This is a genomic window from Tautonia sociabilis (assembly GCF_003977685.1).
Lineage (GTDB): Bacteria > Planctomycetota > Planctomycetia > Isosphaerales > Isosphaeraceae > Tautonia > Tautonia sociabilis.
The window spans coordinates 76,009-95,227 of the sequence record NZ_RYZH01000026.1 but is presented as its reverse complement, the minus strand read 5'-3'; the positions used below and the strand labels follow the sequence as shown (position 1 = coordinate 95,227).

Annotated in this window: 20 protein-coding genes, 1 rRNA gene and 1 pseudogene; 18 read left to right on the top strand and 4 right to left on the bottom strand. The window is 70.3% G+C overall.

Going from position 1 to position 19,219, the window contains the following annotated elements:
* Positions 1-16 precede the first annotated feature (16 nt).
* A 5S ribosomal RNA gene (rrf, locus tag TsocGM_RS14335) occupies positions 17-124 on the top strand.
* Between the two features lie 200 nt (positions 125-324).
* Here the strand turns inward: rrf and TsocGM_RS14330 are convergent.
* Both TsocGM_RS14330 and TsocGM_RS14325 read right to left on the bottom strand, forming a co-directional pair.
* Positions 325-771, bottom strand: coding sequence for a hypothetical protein (locus tag TsocGM_RS14330; protein WP_126726150.1), 447 nt, complete (start codon positions 769-771; stop codon positions 325-327).
* A 64-nt stretch (positions 772-835) separates the two neighbouring features.
* On the bottom strand, positions 836-1,591 hold the full coding sequence (locus TsocGM_RS14325) for a 3-keto-disaccharide hydrolase (protein ID WP_158633566.1): 756 nt from the start codon (positions 1,589-1,591) through the stop codon (positions 836-838).
* A gap of 496 nt (positions 1,592-2,087) precedes the next feature.
* Here TsocGM_RS14325 and TsocGM_RS14320 point away from each other — a divergent pair, with 496 nt between their 5' ends.
* The 11 genes and pseudogenes from TsocGM_RS14320 to TsocGM_RS14270 all read left to right on the top strand — a co-directional run bounded on the left by TsocGM_RS14320 (position 2,088) and on the right by TsocGM_RS14270 (position 10,163).
* On the top strand, positions 2,088-3,308 hold the full coding sequence (locus tag TsocGM_RS14320; RefSeq protein ID WP_391732513.1) for an RNA polymerase sigma factor: 1,221 nt from the start codon (positions 2,088-2,090) through the stop codon (positions 3,306-3,308).
* Positions 3,309-3,789: 481 nt separating this feature from the next.
* A complete protein-coding gene (locus TsocGM_RS14315; protein ID WP_126726147.1) occupies positions 3,790-4,674 on the top strand; it encodes a DUF1579 domain-containing protein in 885 nt (294 codons plus the stop codon).
* Positions 4,675-4,804: 130 nt separating this feature from the next.
* Positions 4,805-5,197 (top strand): YciI family protein, encoded by a 393-nt coding sequence (locus tag TsocGM_RS14310; RefSeq protein WP_126726146.1) that lies wholly within the window; start codon positions 4,805-4,807, stop codon positions 5,195-5,197.
* 48 nt (positions 5,198-5,245) lie between these two features.
* Complete coding sequence (locus tag TsocGM_RS14305; RefSeq protein ID WP_126726145.1) at positions 5,246-5,680, top strand: YciI family protein; 435 nt, start codon at positions 5,246-5,248, stop codon at positions 5,678-5,680.
* Between the two features lie 60 nt (positions 5,681-5,740).
* Positions 5,741-6,856, top strand: a complete 1,116-nt coding sequence (locus tag TsocGM_RS14300) for a WD40/YVTN/BNR-like repeat-containing protein (RefSeq protein ID WP_126726144.1) — start codon at positions 5,741-5,743, stop codon at positions 6,854-6,856.
* Positions 6,853-7,149, top strand: coding sequence for a ubiquitin family protein (locus tag TsocGM_RS14295; protein WP_126726143.1), 297 nt, complete (start codon positions 6,853-6,855; stop codon positions 7,147-7,149). The genes TsocGM_RS14300 and TsocGM_RS14295 overlap by 4 nt, the downstream gene beginning before the upstream one ends.
* Before the next feature lie 117 nt (positions 7,150-7,266).
* Positions 7,267-7,746: a VOC family protein gene (locus TsocGM_RS14290; RefSeq protein WP_126726142.1), complete on the top strand. Its 480-nt coding sequence runs from the start codon at positions 7,267-7,269 to the stop codon at positions 7,744-7,746.
* 92 nt (positions 7,747-7,838) lie between these two features.
* The gene (locus tag TsocGM_RS14285; RefSeq protein ID WP_126726141.1) at positions 7,839-8,234 is read left to right on the top strand and encodes a VOC family protein; all 396 of its coding nucleotides are present in this window, start codon (positions 7,839-7,841) and stop codon (positions 8,232-8,234) included.
* 50 nt (positions 8,235-8,284) lie between these two features.
* A pseudogene (locus TsocGM_RS27935) lies at positions 8,285-8,701 on the top strand (VOC family protein).
* Between the two features lie 6 nt (positions 8,702-8,707).
* The gene (locus TsocGM_RS14275; RefSeq protein WP_126726140.1) at positions 8,708-9,304 is read left to right on the top strand and encodes a dihydrofolate reductase family protein; all 597 of its coding nucleotides are present in this window, start codon (positions 8,708-8,710) and stop codon (positions 9,302-9,304) included.
* A 49-nt stretch (positions 9,305-9,353) separates the two neighbouring features.
* Positions 9,354-10,163 (top strand): MBL fold metallo-hydrolase, encoded by an 810-nt coding sequence (locus tag TsocGM_RS14270; RefSeq protein WP_126726139.1) that lies wholly within the window; start codon positions 9,354-9,356, stop codon positions 10,161-10,163.
* A gap of 45 nt (positions 10,164-10,208) precedes the next feature.
* Here TsocGM_RS14270 and TsocGM_RS14265 read toward each other — a convergent pair whose 3' ends face one another.
* Positions 10,209-10,694: an RrF2 family transcriptional regulator gene (locus tag TsocGM_RS14265; RefSeq protein WP_126726138.1), complete on the bottom strand. Its 486-nt coding sequence runs from the start codon at positions 10,692-10,694 to the stop codon at positions 10,209-10,211.
* Between the two features lie 187 nt (positions 10,695-10,881).
* Here TsocGM_RS14265 and TsocGM_RS26065 point away from each other — a divergent pair, with 187 nt between their 5' ends.
* From TsocGM_RS26065 to TsocGM_RS14245, 3 genes are all read left to right on the top strand, one after another.
* On the top strand, positions 10,882-11,421 hold the full coding sequence (locus TsocGM_RS26065) for a hypothetical protein (protein ID WP_158633565.1): 540 nt from the start codon (positions 10,882-10,884) through the stop codon (positions 11,419-11,421).
* 922 nt (positions 11,422-12,343) lie between these two features.
* Positions 12,344-12,694 (top strand): hypothetical protein, encoded by a 351-nt coding sequence (locus TsocGM_RS14250; protein ID WP_126726136.1) that lies wholly within the window; start codon positions 12,344-12,346, stop codon positions 12,692-12,694.
* A 164-nt stretch (positions 12,695-12,858) separates the two neighbouring features.
* Complete coding sequence (locus tag TsocGM_RS14245) at positions 12,859-13,983, top strand: peptidoglycan recognition protein family protein (RefSeq protein WP_126726135.1); 1,125 nt, start codon at positions 12,859-12,861, stop codon at positions 13,981-13,983.
* Here TsocGM_RS14245 and TsocGM_RS14240 read toward each other — a convergent pair.
* On the bottom strand, positions 13,919-15,286 hold the full coding sequence (locus TsocGM_RS14240; RefSeq protein WP_126726134.1) for a glycosyltransferase family 87 protein: 1,368 nt from the start codon (positions 15,284-15,286) through the stop codon (positions 13,919-13,921). The two genes, TsocGM_RS14245 and TsocGM_RS14240, sit on opposite strands and share 65 nt — an antisense overlap.
* A 519-nt stretch (positions 15,287-15,805) precedes the next feature.
* On the opposite strand from TsocGM_RS14240, the gene TsocGM_RS14235 reads away from it, so the two are divergent.
* The 3 genes from TsocGM_RS14235 (at position 15,806) to TsocGM_RS14225 (ending at position 18,777) form a co-directional block, all read left to right on the top strand.
* Positions 15,806-17,167, top strand: a complete 1,362-nt coding sequence (locus TsocGM_RS14235; protein WP_126726133.1) for a Gfo/Idh/MocA family protein — start codon at positions 15,806-15,808, stop codon at positions 17,165-17,167.
* 166 nt (positions 17,168-17,333) lie between these two features.
* On the top strand, positions 17,334-17,615 hold the full coding sequence (locus tag TsocGM_RS14230; RefSeq protein WP_233578882.1) for a type II toxin-antitoxin system Phd/YefM family antitoxin: 282 nt from the start codon (positions 17,334-17,336) through the stop codon (positions 17,613-17,615).
* Between the two features lie 643 nt (positions 17,616-18,258).
* A complete protein-coding gene (locus TsocGM_RS14225) occupies positions 18,259-18,777 on the top strand; it encodes a hypothetical protein (RefSeq protein ID WP_126726132.1) in 519 nt (172 codons plus the stop codon).
* Positions 18,778-19,219: the final 442 nt, after the last annotated feature.

Here is a 19,219-nt window from a genome sequence, read left to right as displayed (position 1 = left end):
GCGGGACGGACGCCTTCCCGGCGACCAGACCCGCGAGGTCACACCCGTTCCCATCCCGAACACGGCCGTTAAGCTCGCGGGGCCCATGATAGTGCTTCGGCGCGAACGTCGGTCATCGCCGGGTCCCCTTCCCGAAGACGCCCCGCATCACCCCCGTGATGCGGGGCGTCTTCGCGCGCTGAGCTTCCGACGCTCATTCCTCGTCGCTTGGCCCTGGCCGGACTCCGGCCGGAGCCTGGGGAAGGACGTGATCCGGGAATTCTGGGAGTAGCCGGGGACAATCGCCCCGGCACGCTCGTCGCTGTCGGGGGAGTGGATCGGGGGTCAATCCGACTCGACGTTCCCCTGGTCGCGGTCTTCGATGCTGTGCTCCAGGGTCCGGCGCAGGAGTTCCTCGTCCTTGAGGCGTCGGGCGAGGAGCTCGACGCGGTCGTCGGGGGTACCGGGTTCGAGGAGGAGCCAGGAGGGGTCGTCGGGGTCGAGGGGGGCGAGGCGGCCGTCGGCGGTGAGGCAGATGGGGGAGAGTCGGCTCTCCTGGTGGCGGTAGTGCCAGCCGAGGCGCTCCATGAGGAGCGGGTCGGGGTGGACGGGTCTTGGCACATCGCTGCTGTAGTGGTGGACGACCTGGGGCTGGATGGCGAGGACCGCGAGCGTCTGGTGGGACAGCGCGGAGGGGTCGTCGCGGTCGGGGTCCTCTCGGATGACCAGGGCACGCAGGCCGGGGGGGGCGGGGATGCCCGGCTGGAGGATCCGAAGGGCGTAGCGCTCCATGGGGGGCCTCGCTGGCTCGGGGGGCGCGGTCGTCGGGGGAATCGTCCGGGGGCCGGTCTGGGCTTCAGTCATCGAGCGGCCGGGCGCGGACGACCCGGAAGGCGACCGGGCCGTGGTCGGCCTGGAGCATCAGGGGCCCCCGGGGGAGCTCGGCCCGGGTCCGCCAGGCGTGGCCGGTGGGATAGGGGATCTCCAGGTCTTCGTGGATGAGCCGGCCGTTGAGTTCGGCGCGGTCGAGCCGGGCGTGGGCGACTTTCTTGCCCGAGTCGTCGAACCGGGGGGCGCGGAAGACGGCGCGGAGGGTCTGCCATTCGCCGGGGGGCTTCGAGGCGTTGACCAGCGGCGGGAAGCCCTCGTCGATGTGGTGGTAGCGTGGCAAGAGTTCGGCGCGGGGGTAGACGCCGCCGTTGCCGGTGGCGTCGATCGGCTTGCCGTAGCTGTCGAACATCTGGATCTCGTAGAGGCCGAGGAACTTGACGCCGGCGTTGGAGCCCTCCGGCAGCATGTACTCGATCTCGATCTCGACGTCGCCGAACTCCCGGGTTGTCAGCAGGTTGGTCGTGCGGCCGGGAGGGTCGTTGATCATGACGCCGGTGCCGTCCTCGGAGGAGAGGTGGCGGGGGTCGTCGGGGTTGAGCGACGAGGAGCCGACGATCCGCCAGGCGCCGTGGGGTTCCTGGAACGCCTCCAGGCCGGTGCCGTCGCCGAAGAGGGTGATCCAGCCCTCCTGCCGGTCGTCGTCGGCCCGACTCGTGGGGGGGGCGAGGACGATCACGCTCGACAGGGCCGAGGCAGCGGCGATCGCTCGGACGATGCGCATGGCTTGGGCTCGCTGCGATTGGAAAGACCGGAGAGGGCGGGGCTGGCGGATCAGCGGCCATCCCTCGATGGTACGGGGCGCCGATCCGGATTTGCAACCGGCTGGGCCGGCCGGCCGGGGGCTCCCGAGGCGATCGCGAGCCATCCGACCAGGGCGAAGCGAGTGCGATCGGCCGGGTGCGGCCGCATTTGGGAGTTCCTCGGACAGGGGCATCGAGGCGGATGCCGACCGATACGGAATCGGTGTATGTGCATTCTGTTGTGCGTTCCCCGCGCAAGGGGGGGCTGGCCATCACCCCCCGGGATCCTCCCCGGGGCCGGGTCCGGGGCCATCCTCGGGGATGTCCCCCGAGGTGGTCGGGGATGGCCCTCGGGAAAATTGGCCTCGCCTTCTTGTGTAATCTTGTATAGTATCCGGGGCGGCGGGGATCGTGCTCCCCGATCCGATCGGGCGGCCTCGGAGACCGTCAGCCATGGGAGAGCTCGTCGGGGATGTGGTGCGGGACGAGGTGGGGGAGGTCTATCGCTCGGACTCGAGGCGGGTCTTCGCGGCCCTGGTCCGCCTGCTGGGGGACTTTGACCTGGCCGAGGAGGCGATGCACGAGGCGTTCGCCGCGGCGCTGGAGCGGTGGCCGGCCGAGGGGGTGCCGGCCAGTCCGAGGGCGTGGCTGGTGTCGGTGGGCCGGAACAAGGCGATCGACGCCCTGCGCCGGCAGGCTCGGTTCGACGCCTCGCTCGGCGCGCTGGCCGCCCGGCTCGATCGCGACCGGGGAGCGTCCGCCGAGGCGGACGAGCTGGGGGACGACCGGCTCCGGCTGATTTTCACCTGCTGCCACCCGGCCCTGCCGAGGGCGTCGCAGGTGGCCCTGACCCTGCGAGAGGTTTGCGGCCTGACCACCGAGGAGGTCGCGGCCGCCTTCCTGGCGGCGCCGGCGGCGATCGCCCAGCGGATTGTGAGAGGCAAGGCGAAGATCCGGGAGGCCCGGATCCCGTACGAGGTGCCCGCCCGGGACGAGCTGCCGGGGCGGCTCGAGTCGGTGCTGGCGGTCGTCTACCTCGTCTTCAGCGAGGGGTACGCGGCCAGCTCGGGGGAGGCCCTGACGCGGCCGGACCTCTCGGAGGAGGCGATCCGGCTGGGCCGCCTGGTCGTCGAGCTGCTGCCCGACCCGGAGGCGATGGGGCTGCTGGCCCTGATGCTGCTGCAGGAGTCTCGGCGGGAGGCTCGGGTTTCGGAGGGCGGCGACCTGGTCCTGCTGGAGGACCAGGACCGCTCGCTCTGGGATCGGGGGCTGATCGCCGAGGGGAGGGGGCTGGTCGCCCGGGCGTTCGCCTCGGGGAGGGGAGGGCCGTACGCGTTGCAGGCGGCGATCGCGGCGGTCCACGCCGAGGCGCCCGGGCCGTCGGCGACCGACTGGGGGAGGATCACCGCCTTGTACGGGGAGCTGGCCCGGATCCAGCCGTCGCCGGTGGTCGAGCTGAATCGGGCGGTGGCGGTGGCGATGCGGGACGGCCCCGAGGCGGGCCTGAAGCTGATCGACGGCATCTTCGATCGGGGGGAGCTGCTGGGCTACCACCTGGCGCACGCCGCCCGAGCCGACCTCTGCCGGCGCCTGGGCAGGGCGGACGAGGCCCGAGCGGCCTACCGATCGGCCCTCGAACTCGCCCGGCAGGGCCCGGAACGCCGATTCCTGGAACGCCGGCTCCGGGAGCTGGGCTGAGCGGGGCGGAGCGGAGTGGGGCGGGGCGGAGTGGGGCGGCACTCCCTGGGGATGGTTGCATTCTGCTGACCTCGACTCGAGGTTGGCCGTTCGGACAGGGACGGAAGGGGTCGTTGCTTGAGAGCAAGAGGGAAGAGGGAAGAGGGAAGAGGGAAGAGGGAAGAGGGAAGAGGGAAGAGGGAAGAGGGAAGAGGGAAGAGGGAAGAGAACAGGGAGTGAGGCCAAGGCGAACGTCAGGGCCGCTCGATCGAGCGGGTCAACGCCGTCCCCCAGCGAGAGGCTCAGGAATGAGACCATCCCCCCTGCCACGGCCTGGCGATCGAAGGGCTGATGGACCAAGGAGTTGTCGCCGAGACGGGGCGGGAGAGGGTGGGCCTCGGGGATTTTTCCCGGGGCGGGTGTCGATTTCGAGGTCGGCCGATCGACCTCGGGGAGGAGATCGGGATTGGGATCGGGCATCGGAGCCGGAGGGGCTGGGCTGATGCGCTTCGCCGTCCTCGGATACAGGGAGGAGCCAGGCCGGGACGCGAGGCTCGGGGCGAGCCGAGCCGCCCTGGAGGAGGGAGCCGCCGCCTTCGACGACGAGCTGCGCCGGAGCGGCCGGTTGCTTGCCGGGGTGTCGCTGCGCCATCGCCGGGACGCCGTCGCACTGAGGCGCCTCGACGGCCGGCTCGAGGTGGGGGTCGGGGCCCCCGGAGAGGGGGGAGGAGAACTCGACGGGCTCCGGGTGGTCGAGGCCCGGGACCTGAACCATGCGATCCAGCTTCTGTCATTGCACCCCGGAATTGGGCTGGGGTCGTTCGCGGTCCTGCCGGTCGACGACCGGGGCGGACGCGAGGCCTCGGGGCCGCTCCGGTCGGATGGCCGCAGATTCAAGGATGGTTTCATGCGGGAAGAGCCGTCGGAGCGGCACCGCTGGCTCGACCGGCTGGTCGGCTCGTGGTCCGTTTCGTCTGAAGGCCGGATGGTCCCCGGCGAGCCGCCGATGATCGCGACGGGGGTCGAGGTCGTGCGGTCGGTCGGCGGCCTGTGGGTTGTTGCCGAGGGGATCGGGGAGATGCCGGGCGCCGGCCCTTCGGAGACGATCATGACGCTCGGCTTCGACGCGAGAGCGGGCCGGTACGTCGGCACGTTCGTCGCCTCGGCGATGACTCACCTGTGGATCTCCGGCGGCGAACTCGACGCTGCCGGCCGGGTCCTCTGCCTGGACAACGAGGGCCCCAGCCTCGACGGGACGGGGACATCCCGATACCGGGATGTCATCACGATTCTCTCGGAGGACGAGCGGGTCATGACGTCGCACCACCGCACCGGGGAAGGCTCCTGGGACCCGTTGCTGACGATGCGCTACCGGCGGATCGCCTGACCCCCCGTCCGGGCGCCGCCTCCCGTACCGAGCCCTGAGGATGATGGCCTGACCCAGACCCGAGCGTACCCCGCCGGGGCGTCGAGCCCGGCCGACCGCCCCGGCCCTTCAAGTTGAGGACGAGCGATCGATGAAATACATGCTGCTTATTTATAGCGAGGAAGGCGCCTGGACCGACGAGGCGCGCGAGCACTGCTACGAGGAGTCGATGCGGCTCGGCCAGGAACTCCGGGAGAAGGGCCAGTATCTCGGCTCCTCTCCGCTGGAGCCGGTGGCCTCGGCGACGAGCGTCCGGGTGCGGGAGGGCAAGCCGTTGGTGACCGACGGGCCGTTCGCCGAGACGAGGGAGCAGCTCGGCGGCTTCTTCCTCGTCGAGGCGAGGGACCGGGACGAGGCCATCGCCATCGCCGGCCGGATCCCCGCCGCCCGGGTGGGGACCGTCGAGATCCGGCCCGTCACGGAACTGCCCGGCCTGTTCGAGCTCGGGGAGGGGTCCCTGGCCCAACGGGGGGCCGGCGAGTGATCCGGAACCGGGATCGGACCGGGTCGAGGCCGAGGGGGGACGCTGACGATGAAGGTGATGGCCCTGGTCAAGGCGACCGAGTCGTCCGAGGCGGGCGAGATGCCCGACGAGACGCTGCTGGAGGCGATGACGCGGTACAACGAGGACCTGGCGAAGGCCGGCGTCCTGATCGCGGGAGAGGGCTTGCATCCCAGCTCGAAGGGCGTCCGCGTCCGGTTCTCGGACGAGGGCCGACGGGTGGTCAGCGGCCCGTTTACCGAGACCAACGCGCTGATCGCCGGCTTCTGGCTCTGGCGGGTGGAGTCGATGGACGAGGCGATCGACTGGGCCCGGCGCTGCCCGAACCCGTCGCCGGGCGGGCCGGAGGTGGAGATCGAGCTGCGCCCGGTCTTCGGGCCGGAGGACTTCTCGGCGGCCGACCCCTCGGGCGCGATCCGGGCCGCCGAGGATCGGATCCGGGCCGGGCTGGTGGAGGGGGCCTGACGTGATCGTCGGGCCTCGGGCCTGATCGATACCCCTCGGGGGTCGAAGGGAGGAGGGAGCATGAGCAGCGTTCGAGTGCTCGTCGGCACGCGCAAGGGAGCGTTCATTCTCTCGTCGGACGGCCGGCGGGAGCGGTGGGAGGTCAGCGGGCCGCACTTCGGCGGCTGGGAGATCTACCACGTGACGGGCTCGCCGGCCGACCCGAACCGGCTGTACGCCTCGCAGTCGAGCGGCTGGTTCGGCCAGGTGATCCAGCGCTCGGAAGACGGCGGCCGGACCTGGGAGGCCGTCGGCAACGACTTCTCGTACGAGGGGGAGCCGGGGACCCACCAGTGGTACGACGGCTCGCAGCGCCCCTGGGCGTTCAAGCGGGTCTGGCACCTGGAACCCTCGCCCGACAACCCGGAGGTCGTCTACGCGGGGGTCGAGGACGCCTCGATCTTCCGCACCGACGACGGCGGCCGATCCTGGCGGGAACTGCCCGGCCTGCGCCAGCACGGAACGGGCCCGCGGTGGCAGCCGGGGGCCGGGGGGATGTGCCTGCACACGATCCTCCTCGACCCGAACGACCCGGCCCGGATCGTCGTCGCCATCTCGGCCGCCGGCGCCTTCCGCACCGACGACGGCGGGGAGTCGTGGCGGCCGATCAACCGAGGCCTGCGGTCGGAGTACATCCCCGACCCCGACGCCGAGGTCGGCCACTGCGTCCACCGGATCGCGATGCACCCGTCCCGGCCGAAGGTGCTGTTCATGCAGAAGCACTGGGACGTGATGCGCAGCGACGACGCCGGGGAGTCGTGGCGGGAGGTTAGCGGCGACCTGCCCAGCGACTTCGGCTTCCCGATCGAGGTCCACGCCCACGAGCCGGAGACGGTCTACGTCGTCCCTATCACCAGCGACTCGCAGCACTACCCGCCCGAGGGGAAGCTGCGCGTCTATCGGAGCCGCACCGGAGGGGGAGCGTGGGAGCCGCTGGCCGAGGGCCTGCCCCAGCGCGACTGCTACGTCAACGTGCTGCGGGACGCGATGGCCGTCGACCGCCTCGATCCCTGCGGCGTCTACTTCGGCACGACCGGAGGCCAGGTCTACGCCTCGAATGACTCGGGGGACCGCTGGGCCCCGATCGTCCGAGACCTGCCCGCGGTGCTCTCGGTGGAGGTCCAGACGCTGCCATGATCCGGGTCGCCCTGCCGTTCCACCTGCGGAACCTCGCCGGCGTCTCCGGCGAGGTGGCGCTCCGGGTCGACGGCCCGGCGACGCTCGGGGCGGTCCTCGACGCCCTGGAGGCCGAGCACCCGGCGCTCCGGGGAACCGTCCGGGACCGGGACACCCGGCGTCGCCGGCCGTTCCTGCGGTTCTTCGCCTGCGAGCGGGACCTCTCCCTCGACCCTCCCGACACCCCCCTGCCCCTCCCGGTCGCCGTTGGGGAGGAGCCCCTGCTGATCGTCGGCGCCATCGCCGGCGGGTAGGCCGGCCGACCTCCGAGGCTCCCGGCCGTCGGGGCGCCTCGGCCCTCGACCATGATGCTCACCTCGATCGCGTTGTCACGTTCCGATTTCAGATCCTCTTTTAACGGGAGCAAGTCCATGAGCCACCCGATCCCCGCCGGATTTCACACGATCACCCCGCATCTGGTCGTCGCCGGGGCCTCCGAGGCCATCGAGTTCTACAAGCGGGCCTTCGGCGCCGAGGAACGCTCGCGCATGCCCTTGCCGGCGGAGGGGGGTGTGGTGAAGATCGGCCACGCGGAGCTGCGGATCGGCGACTCCCACCTCTTCCTGGCGGACGAGTTCCCCGATTACGGCTCGGTCGGCCCCTCCGGCGGCCGTTCCCCGGTGACGATCCACCTGTACGTGACCGACGCCGACGCCGCCTTCGCCCGGGCCGTCGAGGCGGGGGCGACCGTGGCCATGCCCTTGCAGGACATGTTCTGGGGAGACCGCTACGGCAAGCTCGTCGACCCCTTCGGCCACCACTGGTCGATCGCCGAGCATCTGGAGGATGTCGCTCCCGAGCAGTTGAGGGAGCGGATGGCCGCCGCGATGGCCGAGGCCCCCTGCGAGTGATCGCGTCCTCTGGATCGGCCGGGGCGACGGGCGGGATCGCCCCCGCCCCGGCTCGTCGCTCTCATCTCCACCCCGTGTTCGAGGAGTCTCGGATGGCCCGTTCGGTGAAGACCCACCTCATGTTCACCGGGGCCGCCGAGGAGGCGATGACGTTCTACACGTCCCTCTTCGGCGGCTCGGCGATCCAATCGATCGAGCGCTACGGCCCCGGTGAGCAGGGCAAGGAGGGGACCGTCAAGATGGCGGCGTTCACGCTGGCCGGGCGGGAGTTCCTCTGCATCGACAGTCCCATCGAGCACGCCTTCGGCTTCACCCCGTCGGTCTCGCTGTTCGTCGAGTGTGAGAGCCAGGCCGAGCTGGACGCGGCCTTCGGCCGCCTGGCGGAGGGCGGAAACGTGCTGATGCCCCTGGGCAATTACGGCTTCAGCGCTCGGTTCGGCTGGCTGACGGACCGCTTCGGCGTCTCCTGGCAGTTGAACCTCGCGTAACCAGTCGGGAGGACGCCCAGGGTCGAGGTTCGAGGCGGAGGAGGCCGACGATGAGGCAGGCCCTCGGGCTGGTCTCCGTCGTGGTGAGGGATTCCGACGAGGCGATCGGCTCCTCCGTTGGCGTCCTCGGCTTCGACCTCGTCGAGGATACGGCGATCCCGGAGCAGGTCACGCAATGGGTCGTGGTGCGTCCTCCCGGCTTCCGGTAAGATGGGATTCTGCTCGCCCGAGCCTCGGACCAGGAGCAGGCGGCCCGCATCGGCAACCAAACCGGCGGGCGGGTCTTCCTGTTCCGCTCTACGGAGGACTTCGGGCGCGACGATGCCGCCGACCGCGACCGGGGCGTGGTCTTCGAGCGGCCTCCCCGCCGGATGCCCTCCGGGACGGTCGCCGTCTTCCGAGACCTGGACGGCACCCTGTGGGATCCGCTCCAGCCGACGAACGGATGGCCGACCGGGGACGACTGACCTGCCATGGCAACGCAATATTACACGGCGTCCAGCCTGGATGGCTTCATCGCCGGCCCGGGGCACTCGCTCGACTGGCTGTTCCAGTTCGGGCCGGCCGAGGAGGCCGGGTTTCCGGCGTTTATCCGGGAGGTTGGCGCGATCGCGATGGGATCGCACACCTACGAATGGCTGCTCCGCCACGAGATCCGGCCCGATTCCGAACACCCGGGGGCCTGGCCGTACGAGCTGCCGACCTGGATCTTCTCGTCCCGGTCCCTCCCCGCGATCCCCGGCGCCGACCTGCGGTTCGTCCGGGGGGATGTCCGGCCGGTGCACCGGGAGATGGTGGCGGAGGCGTCGGGGAAGAACGTCTGGATCGCCGGCGGCGGCGATCTGGCGGGCCAGTTCTTCGACCAGGGCCTGCTCGACGAGCTGATCGTCCAGGTCGCTCCGGTGACCCTGGGAGGAGGGGCCCCGCTGCTGCCGAGGATGATCTCGAATCCGCCGCTCCGGCTGCGGTCGGTCGCCCCCCTGGGCGAGGCGTTCGCCGAGCTTCGCTTCGACGTGCCTCGCCCGATCGCTCAGGGCGGCGGGCCGGCGACGGCCGACGCCCCGGACTGATCGTCCGGGGAGCTGGCCGAGGTCGGATCGGCCCGGGGAGGGGAAGCGCATGGCTCTGACGGTGTATCACCTCAACTGCGGCGTGCTCCACGCCCCGCCGAACCCGGCCGCCTCGTGCCACTGCCTGCTGCTCGAGGAGGGGGGCGTGCTCTCGCTGGTCGACTCGGGGATCGGGCTGCTCGACGTCGCCCGGCCGCTCGATCGGCTCGGCCGGGAGCTGATCGACCTGGCCGGGTTCCAGTTCGACGAGCGGCTGACGGCGGCCCGGCAGGTGGAGCGGCTGGGGTTCCGGCCCGACGACGTGGCGGACATCGTGCTCTCCCACGCCGATCCGGACCACACCGGAGGGCTGGCCGACTTCCCCCGGGCGACCGTGCACCTCTCGGAGGAGGAACACTCCCGGCTGGGGGCCGGTCACCCGCGATACGTCTCGAGCCACTTCGAGCACGGCCCGGTCTGGAAGACCCACGGACCGTCTTCCCGATCCTGGTTCGGCCTGGAGGCCCGCCCGGTTGCGCTCCAATCCGGGTCCGAGGTGCTCCTGGTGCCGCTCCCCGGGCACACGATCGGGCATTGCGGCGTGGCGGTCGGCCGGGAGGGACGCTGGACCCTCCACGTCGGCGACGCCTACTACCTGCGCATCGAGCTCTCGACCGACGAGCACCCCGTCTCGGCCCTCGCCGCCTTGCGGGCCGACGACGATGCCCTCCGCCGCGAGAGCCTGGGGCACCTCCGCCGCCTGAACCGCGACCACCCGGGAGCGGTCGAGCTTCTCGGCTACCACGACGTCACTGAATTCCCCGAGGGGACCGCGATCGGGCTCGAACCCCCCTTCCCGGGGCCTCGACTCGGCGGCTGATCCCCAGTCTCCCGGCGTCGGTCCTTCGCCCGGGAGGAGGGGCCCTCAGCCGGACCGGCGTCGGGCCGGCTCCTCGCCGCCGCCGTCATCCTCCGGGGAGGGGCCGGCGGGGACGTCGCAGAGGGGGACGCTGGGGCTGGGCTCGGCGAGGATCTCGGCGAGCGTGGTGCGAGCGAAGGCGTCCTCGACCCCGGCCAACGCATCGTCGAGGCGGCGGTGCAGCGGGCAAAGGTGCCGGCCGTGCGCCGCCAGGCCGAGCGGACAGGTCCGGATGCGTCGGATCGGGTCGACGGCGTTGACCACCTCGAGGATCGTCAGCTCCTCGGGCCGCTTCTCCAGCGCGATGCCGCCGCCGATCCCCCGCTGCGAGCGGACGATCCCCGCCCGCTTCAGCCCCTGCAGCACCTTCGACAGGTACGGCGCCGGCACCTTCGTCACCAGGGCGATCTGCTCGGTCGTCCTCGCCTCCGGAGCCCGATCGGCCAGGTGGGCCACCGCCCTCAGGGCATACTCGACCGTCTGAGAGAACATCGGCGGGGCTCGCCTCCAGGGCCGTCGGGAATTTCGGACCTTGAAATCCATTATAGGCGGTCGTAGAGTAGGGCCAAATCGGACTCGTTCGTCCGATTTGGGAGGCGCGCCGATCGCCCGCGGGATGGGGAGGCGATCGGAGAGCGATCCGATCATCCTACCGTACCAGGTTCGGGAGCGATCTCCGATGACGACGCGACGCGTGCGATCGAGGGTCTTGCTTTGCTTCGTCGGCCTGCTGGTCCCGGCGGTCCTGTCGGCGGCGATGGCCGGGGGGCCGGCCCGGGAGGCCCGGGAGGGGGGGGAGGCCGAGGGCGATCCGGCGGTCGAGCGGGCCCGGCGGGAGGTGCGGATGCTCGACACGCTGTACAAGACGGCGGTGGTTTCCGTCACCGACACGTACCGCCGGGGCCAGCCGGCGATCATGGTGGCCAAGGACGTGTTCAAGGCGATGGACGAGGGGGGCTTCCACTCGGCCCGGCTGGTTGACGCCTCGATGGCCCCGCTCGGGGTGGACAATGACCCGAAGACGGACTTCGAGCGCCGGGCGGCCGAGGCGATGCGGAGGGGAGAGACCTACCTCGACGAGGTGGTCGGCGAGGGGGAGGGCCGCCGCCTGCTTGCCGCCACGGTGGTGCCGGCGGTCCATCCCCGCTGCGCCGAGTGCCATGGCGTCGAGGAGGGGGACCTGCTCGGCTTCATCCGCTACGAGGTGCCGATCCGGTGAGGGAGGCCGGCTCGTCGTCCGGCGCCCGGCGTCTGTCGTCGAACGTCGAACGTCGAACGTCGAACGTCGAACGTCGAACGTCGAACGTCGAACGTCGAACGTCGAGCCGATCCCGATCCTCCCTCGGCCCGCTTCCCCTCCCCAAGTCGCGCTCGGTTCTGGAGGCTGGGGATCGCTGGATTCCGGGAGGTCGGCCGGGGGATCGGGTCCCGGGGGGCGAGGCCGCCGGGGCTCGGGATCGGGAGGGAGGGGGGACACCACGGGCGGGACGTCGGGGCCGATCGAGCGCCGGACCCGGCCGGGCCGGTGAGGCCGCCGATCGAGGCCCGGAGGGGCGTCGCCATCGGTTTCGAGGGCACGATGCCCACGCCCCGGGCAGGAAACCCGGGGCTGGTCGATGAGGCCCGGCCCCGGGCCTCGGGACGTGATCGAGGCGGCAGGCCTGGCCCGGTGTTCCCGGGGCCCCGGGACAGGCCGCGTCCGGGCCGGGGCGTCCGGGCCGTTCTCGAGGGGGAGAGCGGCCAGCGTCGTCTCTTCCGACCAGGGCCGAAAACGCCCGGGAACGGGCCTTTTGGGGGCTGTCGGCGAGCCCCGGGCGCGAGAGTTGCGTCAGTCCCGGAGCGCCGCGGGTTCCGCGGCCCGTCGCCGCACTTGAGAAGAGCGGTGCCGGTCGGCTGGATTCCGAGCCATCGGCGCCCTATGTCTCGTGTAAGGGGCGTCGTCCTTTGACGTCGGGGCGCGAGGGCGTCTCGGGCGGGCGCAATCGGGCGGATTGGTCACGGTCGAGACTCCCCGGGGCCGGGCAATGGCCCCGGGGGACCTTCCTCCATTCGGCCGAGTCTTTGTGAGGGCTCGGCGTCGGGGCCGGACGCTCGGGGGTTCGACAACCAACGATGATGATGAGTGGAGGAGGGTCGACGCGATGAAGCCGCCCGAAGGCACCGATGATGTCCCCGTCGAGCCGAAGTCCCACCAGCGGACGCAGGAGGTCATCGCCGCGCTGAACGTGGCGGCCGCCGAGCTGGTCAACCGGATCGTCCGGGCCGAGCGAGAGGTCCACGACCAGCGCAACGCCGCCTTCCAGGCCATGAACCAGGCCGCCCTGCTCGGCGACGACGCGGATCGCCTGCGAGCGGCCCTGATCACCGTCCGGCAGTTGATCGAGGCGGCTCACGTCGCCATCGCCTCGGAGCCGCTTCGGGGGGACCTGGCCCGGGGGCTGGCGACGATCGACGAGGTCTTGCGAGAGACGGGAGAATCCCGGGAGGGCTGACCCGTCGAGCCGAGGGAGCCGAGGGCCGGGGGGGCGGGAGCCCCCCGGGTCGTGCTACCATACGAGGTCGAGGGGCGGCCGGCCGGCCTTCCCGGCTCGGGGGCCTCCGCCCCTCCCCTCCCAGGCGCGACCGATTCCCTCCCCCTGCCCCGGACCCGACCCCGATGCGCATCCCCTGCTGGTCTTCTCGACGCCCGGGGGCGATCCTCGCCCTCTTCCCCCGATCCGGACTGCTCTCGATCCTCGCCCTGGCCCTGGTCCCGGTCGCGACGGCCCGGGGTCAGGACTCGGCTCCTCCCCCGACCCCGATCCGGCCCGGCACCCCCCTGGAGCGGACGGGGGACGAAATCATCGTCTGCGGCCAACTCTTCCACACGACCGCCCCGGTGGTGCTCTGGACCGACCCGGGAGGCTACGACGCCTACCGCGTCGAGCGCCGGTTCGTGCCCCTGGACCAGGCCGGCTGGCGGGAGTCGGAGGCGGCGGGCCTGCGCTCCCCCGTCCGGTTCGGCCTGAGGGGAGACCGGCTGACTCCCGATCAGGTCGAGCAAGTCCGGGGAGGCGGCTGGAGCCTGCCGCTGCTCCAGCAGGTGGTCGATCAGTTCGTGATCCACTACGACGTGGCCGGCACGAGCCGGACCTGCTTCAAGGTGCTGCACGACCTCCGGGGCCTGAGCGTCCACTTCATGCTCGACGTGGACGGCACGATCTACCAGACGATGGACCTGAAGGAAGCGGCCTATCACGCGACGATCGCCAACCGGCGCTCGATCGGCATCGAGATCGCCAACATGGGCGCCTACCCCCCCGGCCGAGCCGAGGCGCTCGACCGCTGGTACGAGAAGGGGCCCGACGGCGTCACCCGACTGACCATTCCCGGCGGGGCCGAGGCGGCCGGCGTCCGGAACCTCGACGCCAGCTTCCTCCCCGATCGCCCCGAGCCGGTCGTCGGGACCGTCCGGGGCATGGAGCTGGTCCAGTACGACCTGACCCCGGAGCAGTACGACTCGCTGACCAGGCTGACGGCCTCGCTCTGCACCATCTTCCCCAAGCTGGAGTGCGACTACCCCCGGGACGCCTCCGGGAACCTCATCACCGACACCCTGTCCCGAGAGGACTGGGAGTCGTACCGGGGCCTCCTGGGCCACTACCACGTGCAGACGAACAAGGTCGACCCCGGCCCGGCCTTCCAGTGGGACCGGGTGATCGAGGGGGCCCGGGCGCTCATGGACCCGAGCCCGGCCCGGGAGCGGGACGAAGCGGGGGGCTCGGACGCCGAGGGCCGCTGACCGTCCGGCGCGGCCTCCCTTCGATGGCCTCCGCTGTCGCCGCTGCCGCCGCCCGATCCCCTCTCCTCCGGGCCGGGGTCGGGCCGCCGCCGAGACCGGTCCCGGTCCCGGTCCCGGCCTCCCGGGCCTCCTCGGCCCGAGATCGGGCCCTCCCCAGTTCCCGGGCCCAGACCAGCAGCAGCGCCGGGGAGGCCAGGGTGCCGCCGAGGCTGAGGCGGTCCCCCAGGGGGCCGAACATCGAGGTCTGCACCGGGCCGGCGAGGATCACCGCGGCGATCGTGACGGCCCGGCCGAACCGGCCCCCCGCTCGCCAGGAGTCCACCGCGCACCAGGCCAGCGCCACGCCTCCCAGCACGAGCGTCGGCGGCTCGACCGAGGGGGAGAAGACGGCGAACCAGAGCGAGGTCAGCACGAACGCCCGGAGCAGCAGCTCCCGATCCCCCTCCCCTCCGCTCCTGGCCCGCCAGAGCGCCAGGCAGAGCACCCCCCCCGATCCCGCCTGGATCGCCAGGTATTGCCTCGAGGAAAGGGAGACGCCGCAGACGTCGAGGAACTCTCGGAGGCCGATCAACGTGCCGCGGAACGCCTCCAGGTGCTCTCCGCTGCTCGCGTAGGAGGCGATCGCCTCCAGCCGGGCCCAGGAGCCCGAGGCCGGGTGCAGCAGCAACGGCAGGGCCATGAACCCGAGCAGGGCCGCCGCGAACCGGGGGGCGAGCCGCTTCGGGTCGAGCGCCGACAGCACCAGGCCGAAGGCGATCGGGTAGATCTTGAACGACGAGGCCGCCAGCAAGAGCGCGGCCCCGGTCCGGTGCCCCCTCCGGGAGGCCACGGTCGCCCCCATCAGGCCGGCGAGGATCATCGGGTTGGATTGGCCGTTGGCGTACCCCTGCAACCCGATCATCGGCACGATCAGCCAGATCCCGGCCCGGGCCCGGGCCGGCAGGGCGGGGAACACCTCGTCGAGCATCGCCCGCAAGGCGGCCGCCACCGCCCCGATCGACAGGATCGCCCACACCGCCCCGCTCCACCGCAGCGGCAGCGCCGCGATCGGGGCGATCAGGTCGGTGAAGTAGGGCAGGTACTGCCTGGTCATCAGGGCGCCGATCGGCTCCCCCGAGAACCACTCCCGGGAGGCCTTCCAGTATTCCGGGAAGACCGAGTGCGACTCCGGAGCCACGGCCGCCTTGATCGTCGAGGCCGCCAGCAGGACCCCCCAGCCGATCCGGGCGGCCCGGAGGGAGGCCGGCCGATGGCGGTCCCCAGTCGGGGGGCGGCGGGCTGGCCGTCGGGGGCGGGCGGGCACGCGTTCCTCGCCTTCGCGATCTCGAAGGGGCAGGCCGGGACGGATGTGCGTCTCCAGGGCGATGGGGGCCCTTGTCAGCCGAAGACTAGCACCCGGCCGGGGCCCTTCGGGCGATTCTCCTCCCGTCGTCAGGGCGACCGGAGGGCTTGTCGCGGATGTGCTCGCGACGAGGTGCATGCCGGATGTGCCGGCCCTCGCGTCCCGGGAGCGATCCCCTCCCTCGACCAGACGGGGCCTTCCTGAAGCCGAGGAACGGACGGCCCCGATCCGCCTCGGCCCCGCTCGGCCCCGGGGCGGGGGCTTCTTGGTTTCGGCACCGATCGGCGCGCGTTAGCATGGGCGAGGAGCCGCTCGCTCGCTGCCGATCGCAGGCGGGAAGGGCGGGCCGGGAGGGGTCCCGGCCCCGGGCTCTCGTCGCTTCCTTCCTCGTTCCGACCGACGACGGCGGCCCGCCCCGCTCCGGGCCGCGCCGGCGCCTCGGATCCCGGCAGGCTTCCCAATCGGAGAGGAATCCCCCCGATGACCGAATCCAACCCGAACCCCTCGCGTCGGTCGTTCCTGAGGCACACCGGGGCCGCCTCGGCCGCCTCGGCCCTGGCGGGCGTGTACGTGCCTCCGGTGCACGCGGGAGAGCAGAACACGATCAAGGTGGCGCTGGTCGGCTGCGGCGGCCGGGGCACCGGGGCCGCGGAGAATGCCCTGTCGGTCGACAACGGGCCGATCAAGCTCGTCGCCATGGCCGACGTCTTCGAGGACAAGCTCTCCAACAGCTTCAACTACCTCCAGGAGAAGTTCTCCAGCCAGATGGACGTGCCCGAGGAGCGCAAGTTCCTCGGCTTCGATGCCTACCAGAAGGCGATCGACTGCCTCGACCCCGGCGACGTGGTCATCTTCACCACTCCTCCCGCCTTCCGATGGCCGATGTTCACCTATGCCATCGAGAAGGGCGTCAACACCTTCATGGAGAAGCCCGTCACCGTCGACGGCCCGACCACCCGCCGGATGATCGAGCTGGGGGAGAAGGCCAAGGAGAAGAACCTGAAGGTCGGCGTCGGCCTGATGTGCCGGCACTGCGACGCCCGCCAGGAGCTGCTCAAGCGGATCAAGGACGGCGCCATCGGTGAGATCCTCACCCTGCGCTCCTACCGCCAGGTCGGCGGCGGCGGCCTGATCGGGCCGAACGACTCCGACATGAGCGAGCTGATGTACCAGATCCGCAACTTCCACGGCTTCATGTGGGCCAGCGGCGGCGTGATCATGGACTACATGATCCACAACATCGACGAGAGCTGCTGGATGAAGGACGCCTGGCCGGTCGAGGCCCAGGCCAACGGCGGCCGGCTCTACCGCGAGGACAAGGTCGACCAGAACTTCGACCACTACTCGATCGAGTACACCTTCGCCGACGGCACCAAGCTGTTCGTCTACACCCGCAACGTCCCCCGCTGCCGCCAGGAGTTCGCCAGCTACGCCCACGGCACCGACGGCGCCGCGGTCATCTCGACCAGCATGCACACCCCGGCCAAGTGCCGGATCTACCCGAACCAGAAGATCGACCAGGGCGAGCCCCTCTGGGCCTACCCCCAGCCCGAGCCGAACCCCTATCAGCTCGAGTGGGACCACCTGATCGCCGCCATCCGAGAGGACCGGCCCTATAACGAGGTCAAGCGGGGCGCCGAGGCCTCCCTCGTCACCGCCATGGGCCGCATGGCCGCCCACACCGGCCGCCTCGTCACCTTCGACGAGATGCTCAACCACGAGCACGAGTTCGCCCCCGAGGTCGACTCGTTCACCTACGACTCCCCCGCCCCGCTGCAGATGGCCGCCGCCGGCATCTACCCCCAGCCCCAACCCGGCCGGCTCCGCGACCGCGAGTATTGATCCCCTCCCCTTGCCTTGCCGATCCGACGACCGACCGACGCCCGATGCCAGACCCCTCGCGAGGGGCTGGCATCGGGCGTTCGTTCTGCCAGCCAGGCGTACCTTGGAGGGGAGGGCACGCCCGCAAGGAAGGAAGGATTGTTGAGGTTCCCTGGCGCGTTGGGTTGTGGCAGACTGGTTGAATCAACGGGTTGAACAAGGAGGCTCTCTGGCGACCGTCGGCTCCCTCGAAGCCAAGACACAGCTTCCCCAGCTCCTGGAGCGAGTCGCGCGCGGCGAGCGCATTACGATCACAAAGCACGGCCGCCCTGTGGCCATGCTCGTGCCGCCGCCGGTCGAGAAGGCCGATGTCGAGGAGACCGTCAGGAAGCTGCTGGAATTCGGCAAGGGCCGATCGCTTGGGGGAATGACGATTCGCGAGATGGCGGAAGAAGGCCGCCGGTTCTAACGTATCGGCCGCGGCCATCGACTCATCGAAGACCGCAACATGGACAACAGGCTTTGTGCTCGACAACAGGCTTTGTGCTCGACAACAGGCTTTGTGCTCGACAACAGGCTTTGTACTCGACAACAGGCTTTGTGCTCGACAACAGGCTTTGTGCTCGACAACAGGCTTTGTGCTCGACAACAGGCTTTGTGCTCGACAACAGGCTTTGTACTCGACAACAGGCTTTGTACTCGACAACTCTGATTTTCTGGAGATCCTAATTTTTTATTATTCCGCCTTTGCCGATCGACCCCGCCACCCCGTTTGCGAGTTACACCCAGAGGTTGAGGGTCGTCTACTCCGATGACTGCGGCAACGACCGCGAAGGTCCCGAGATTGGCCCGTTCTACGTCGAGCATCACAAGGTGGGTGCGACGAATTACGACGTAACGCTATCGACCTGCCTCCTTTTCCGTGAACGGTCGATACCCGAGACACTCCCGCACCCCCGTCCGCCCGCCCAGATCCGTTCCACCACCTGTCGTGTCGACTCTTGCCGTCTGGTTGTTAGGCGAGCGTTCCGGAACACAGGCCCCCCTGGACCAGATGGCACGCCAGCGGACCTTCAAGGAGGTTGGCGATGACTGCGGCCCTCGCATCGCTCATGGCGGCAGTGCTACCCCTTGGCGTCCTGGCCCAGGAGATTCCCACCCCTGCGGCCGGTGCCGCCTTGCAGGCAATGCAGACAGGCAAGGCCAGCCCGTTCCCGACCTTCGCAGGGACGGCCTACAGCGGCACGACCAGCTACGGCCTCTCCTCGGAACTCCGCGAGGAGGAGGAGCCGATCTATGAGAAGTTTGCAAGCCTGCTGGAGAAGGTCAACGTCATCCCAGAGCAGAGGCACGCTCGCTTCGCATATCACAACCAGGTGCCCGCCTTCCGAGCGAATGCGGTTCGATGGTCCAAGATTGTCAGCTGGAGGGGCGAGCTTGTCAGCGTCGATGAGGGCCGAGACGGCTGGCTCGTCACCGTGTGCATCACGCCGAAGGTGGTCAACCAATGGGGCGGCCCCTCAGCCGTCTTCGACTCCTACTTCGAGATCTATCGCGTCACGAGGGACGGGAAGGTGTCGTTCGTGGGCTTCAAGGAAGGTACGGGCGGGATGATGGGCGGGATTGGCTGAGCGGGACCACCTCGGCCAGGCCAGGTGGGGGCAGAATCGTCGTACTGGCCCCCGCCAGGCTTGGGATGGTTGCGAAACGTCTTCCCCTCGCTCAGAAGTTCACCTGTCAACATAGGATGTTATTTGCGGTAGTATTCTTGTATGTGCGGCAGGGTCGCGCACAGGAGTAAGTATGTAGTTGCAGGATTATTCGCTATGGCCAGAAGCTGTAGGTTGTGGCCATGCCATCGCGGATACCTAATCCGCCAGGTGATCCACCCAATCGCGCGTTTGCAAGCGGCTGGTTCGAGCCAGCTTTTTGGCCAGCCGGTTCGTGCAGGATAACCCCCTTCATCCTGCACAACCATCGCCTGGACCGACCGCTTTTGCCGGAGATACTTCCCTTTACCTCTGACGATCTTGCCTTCCATCCATGATTTCGATCTCCTGCCCTACCTCGTCA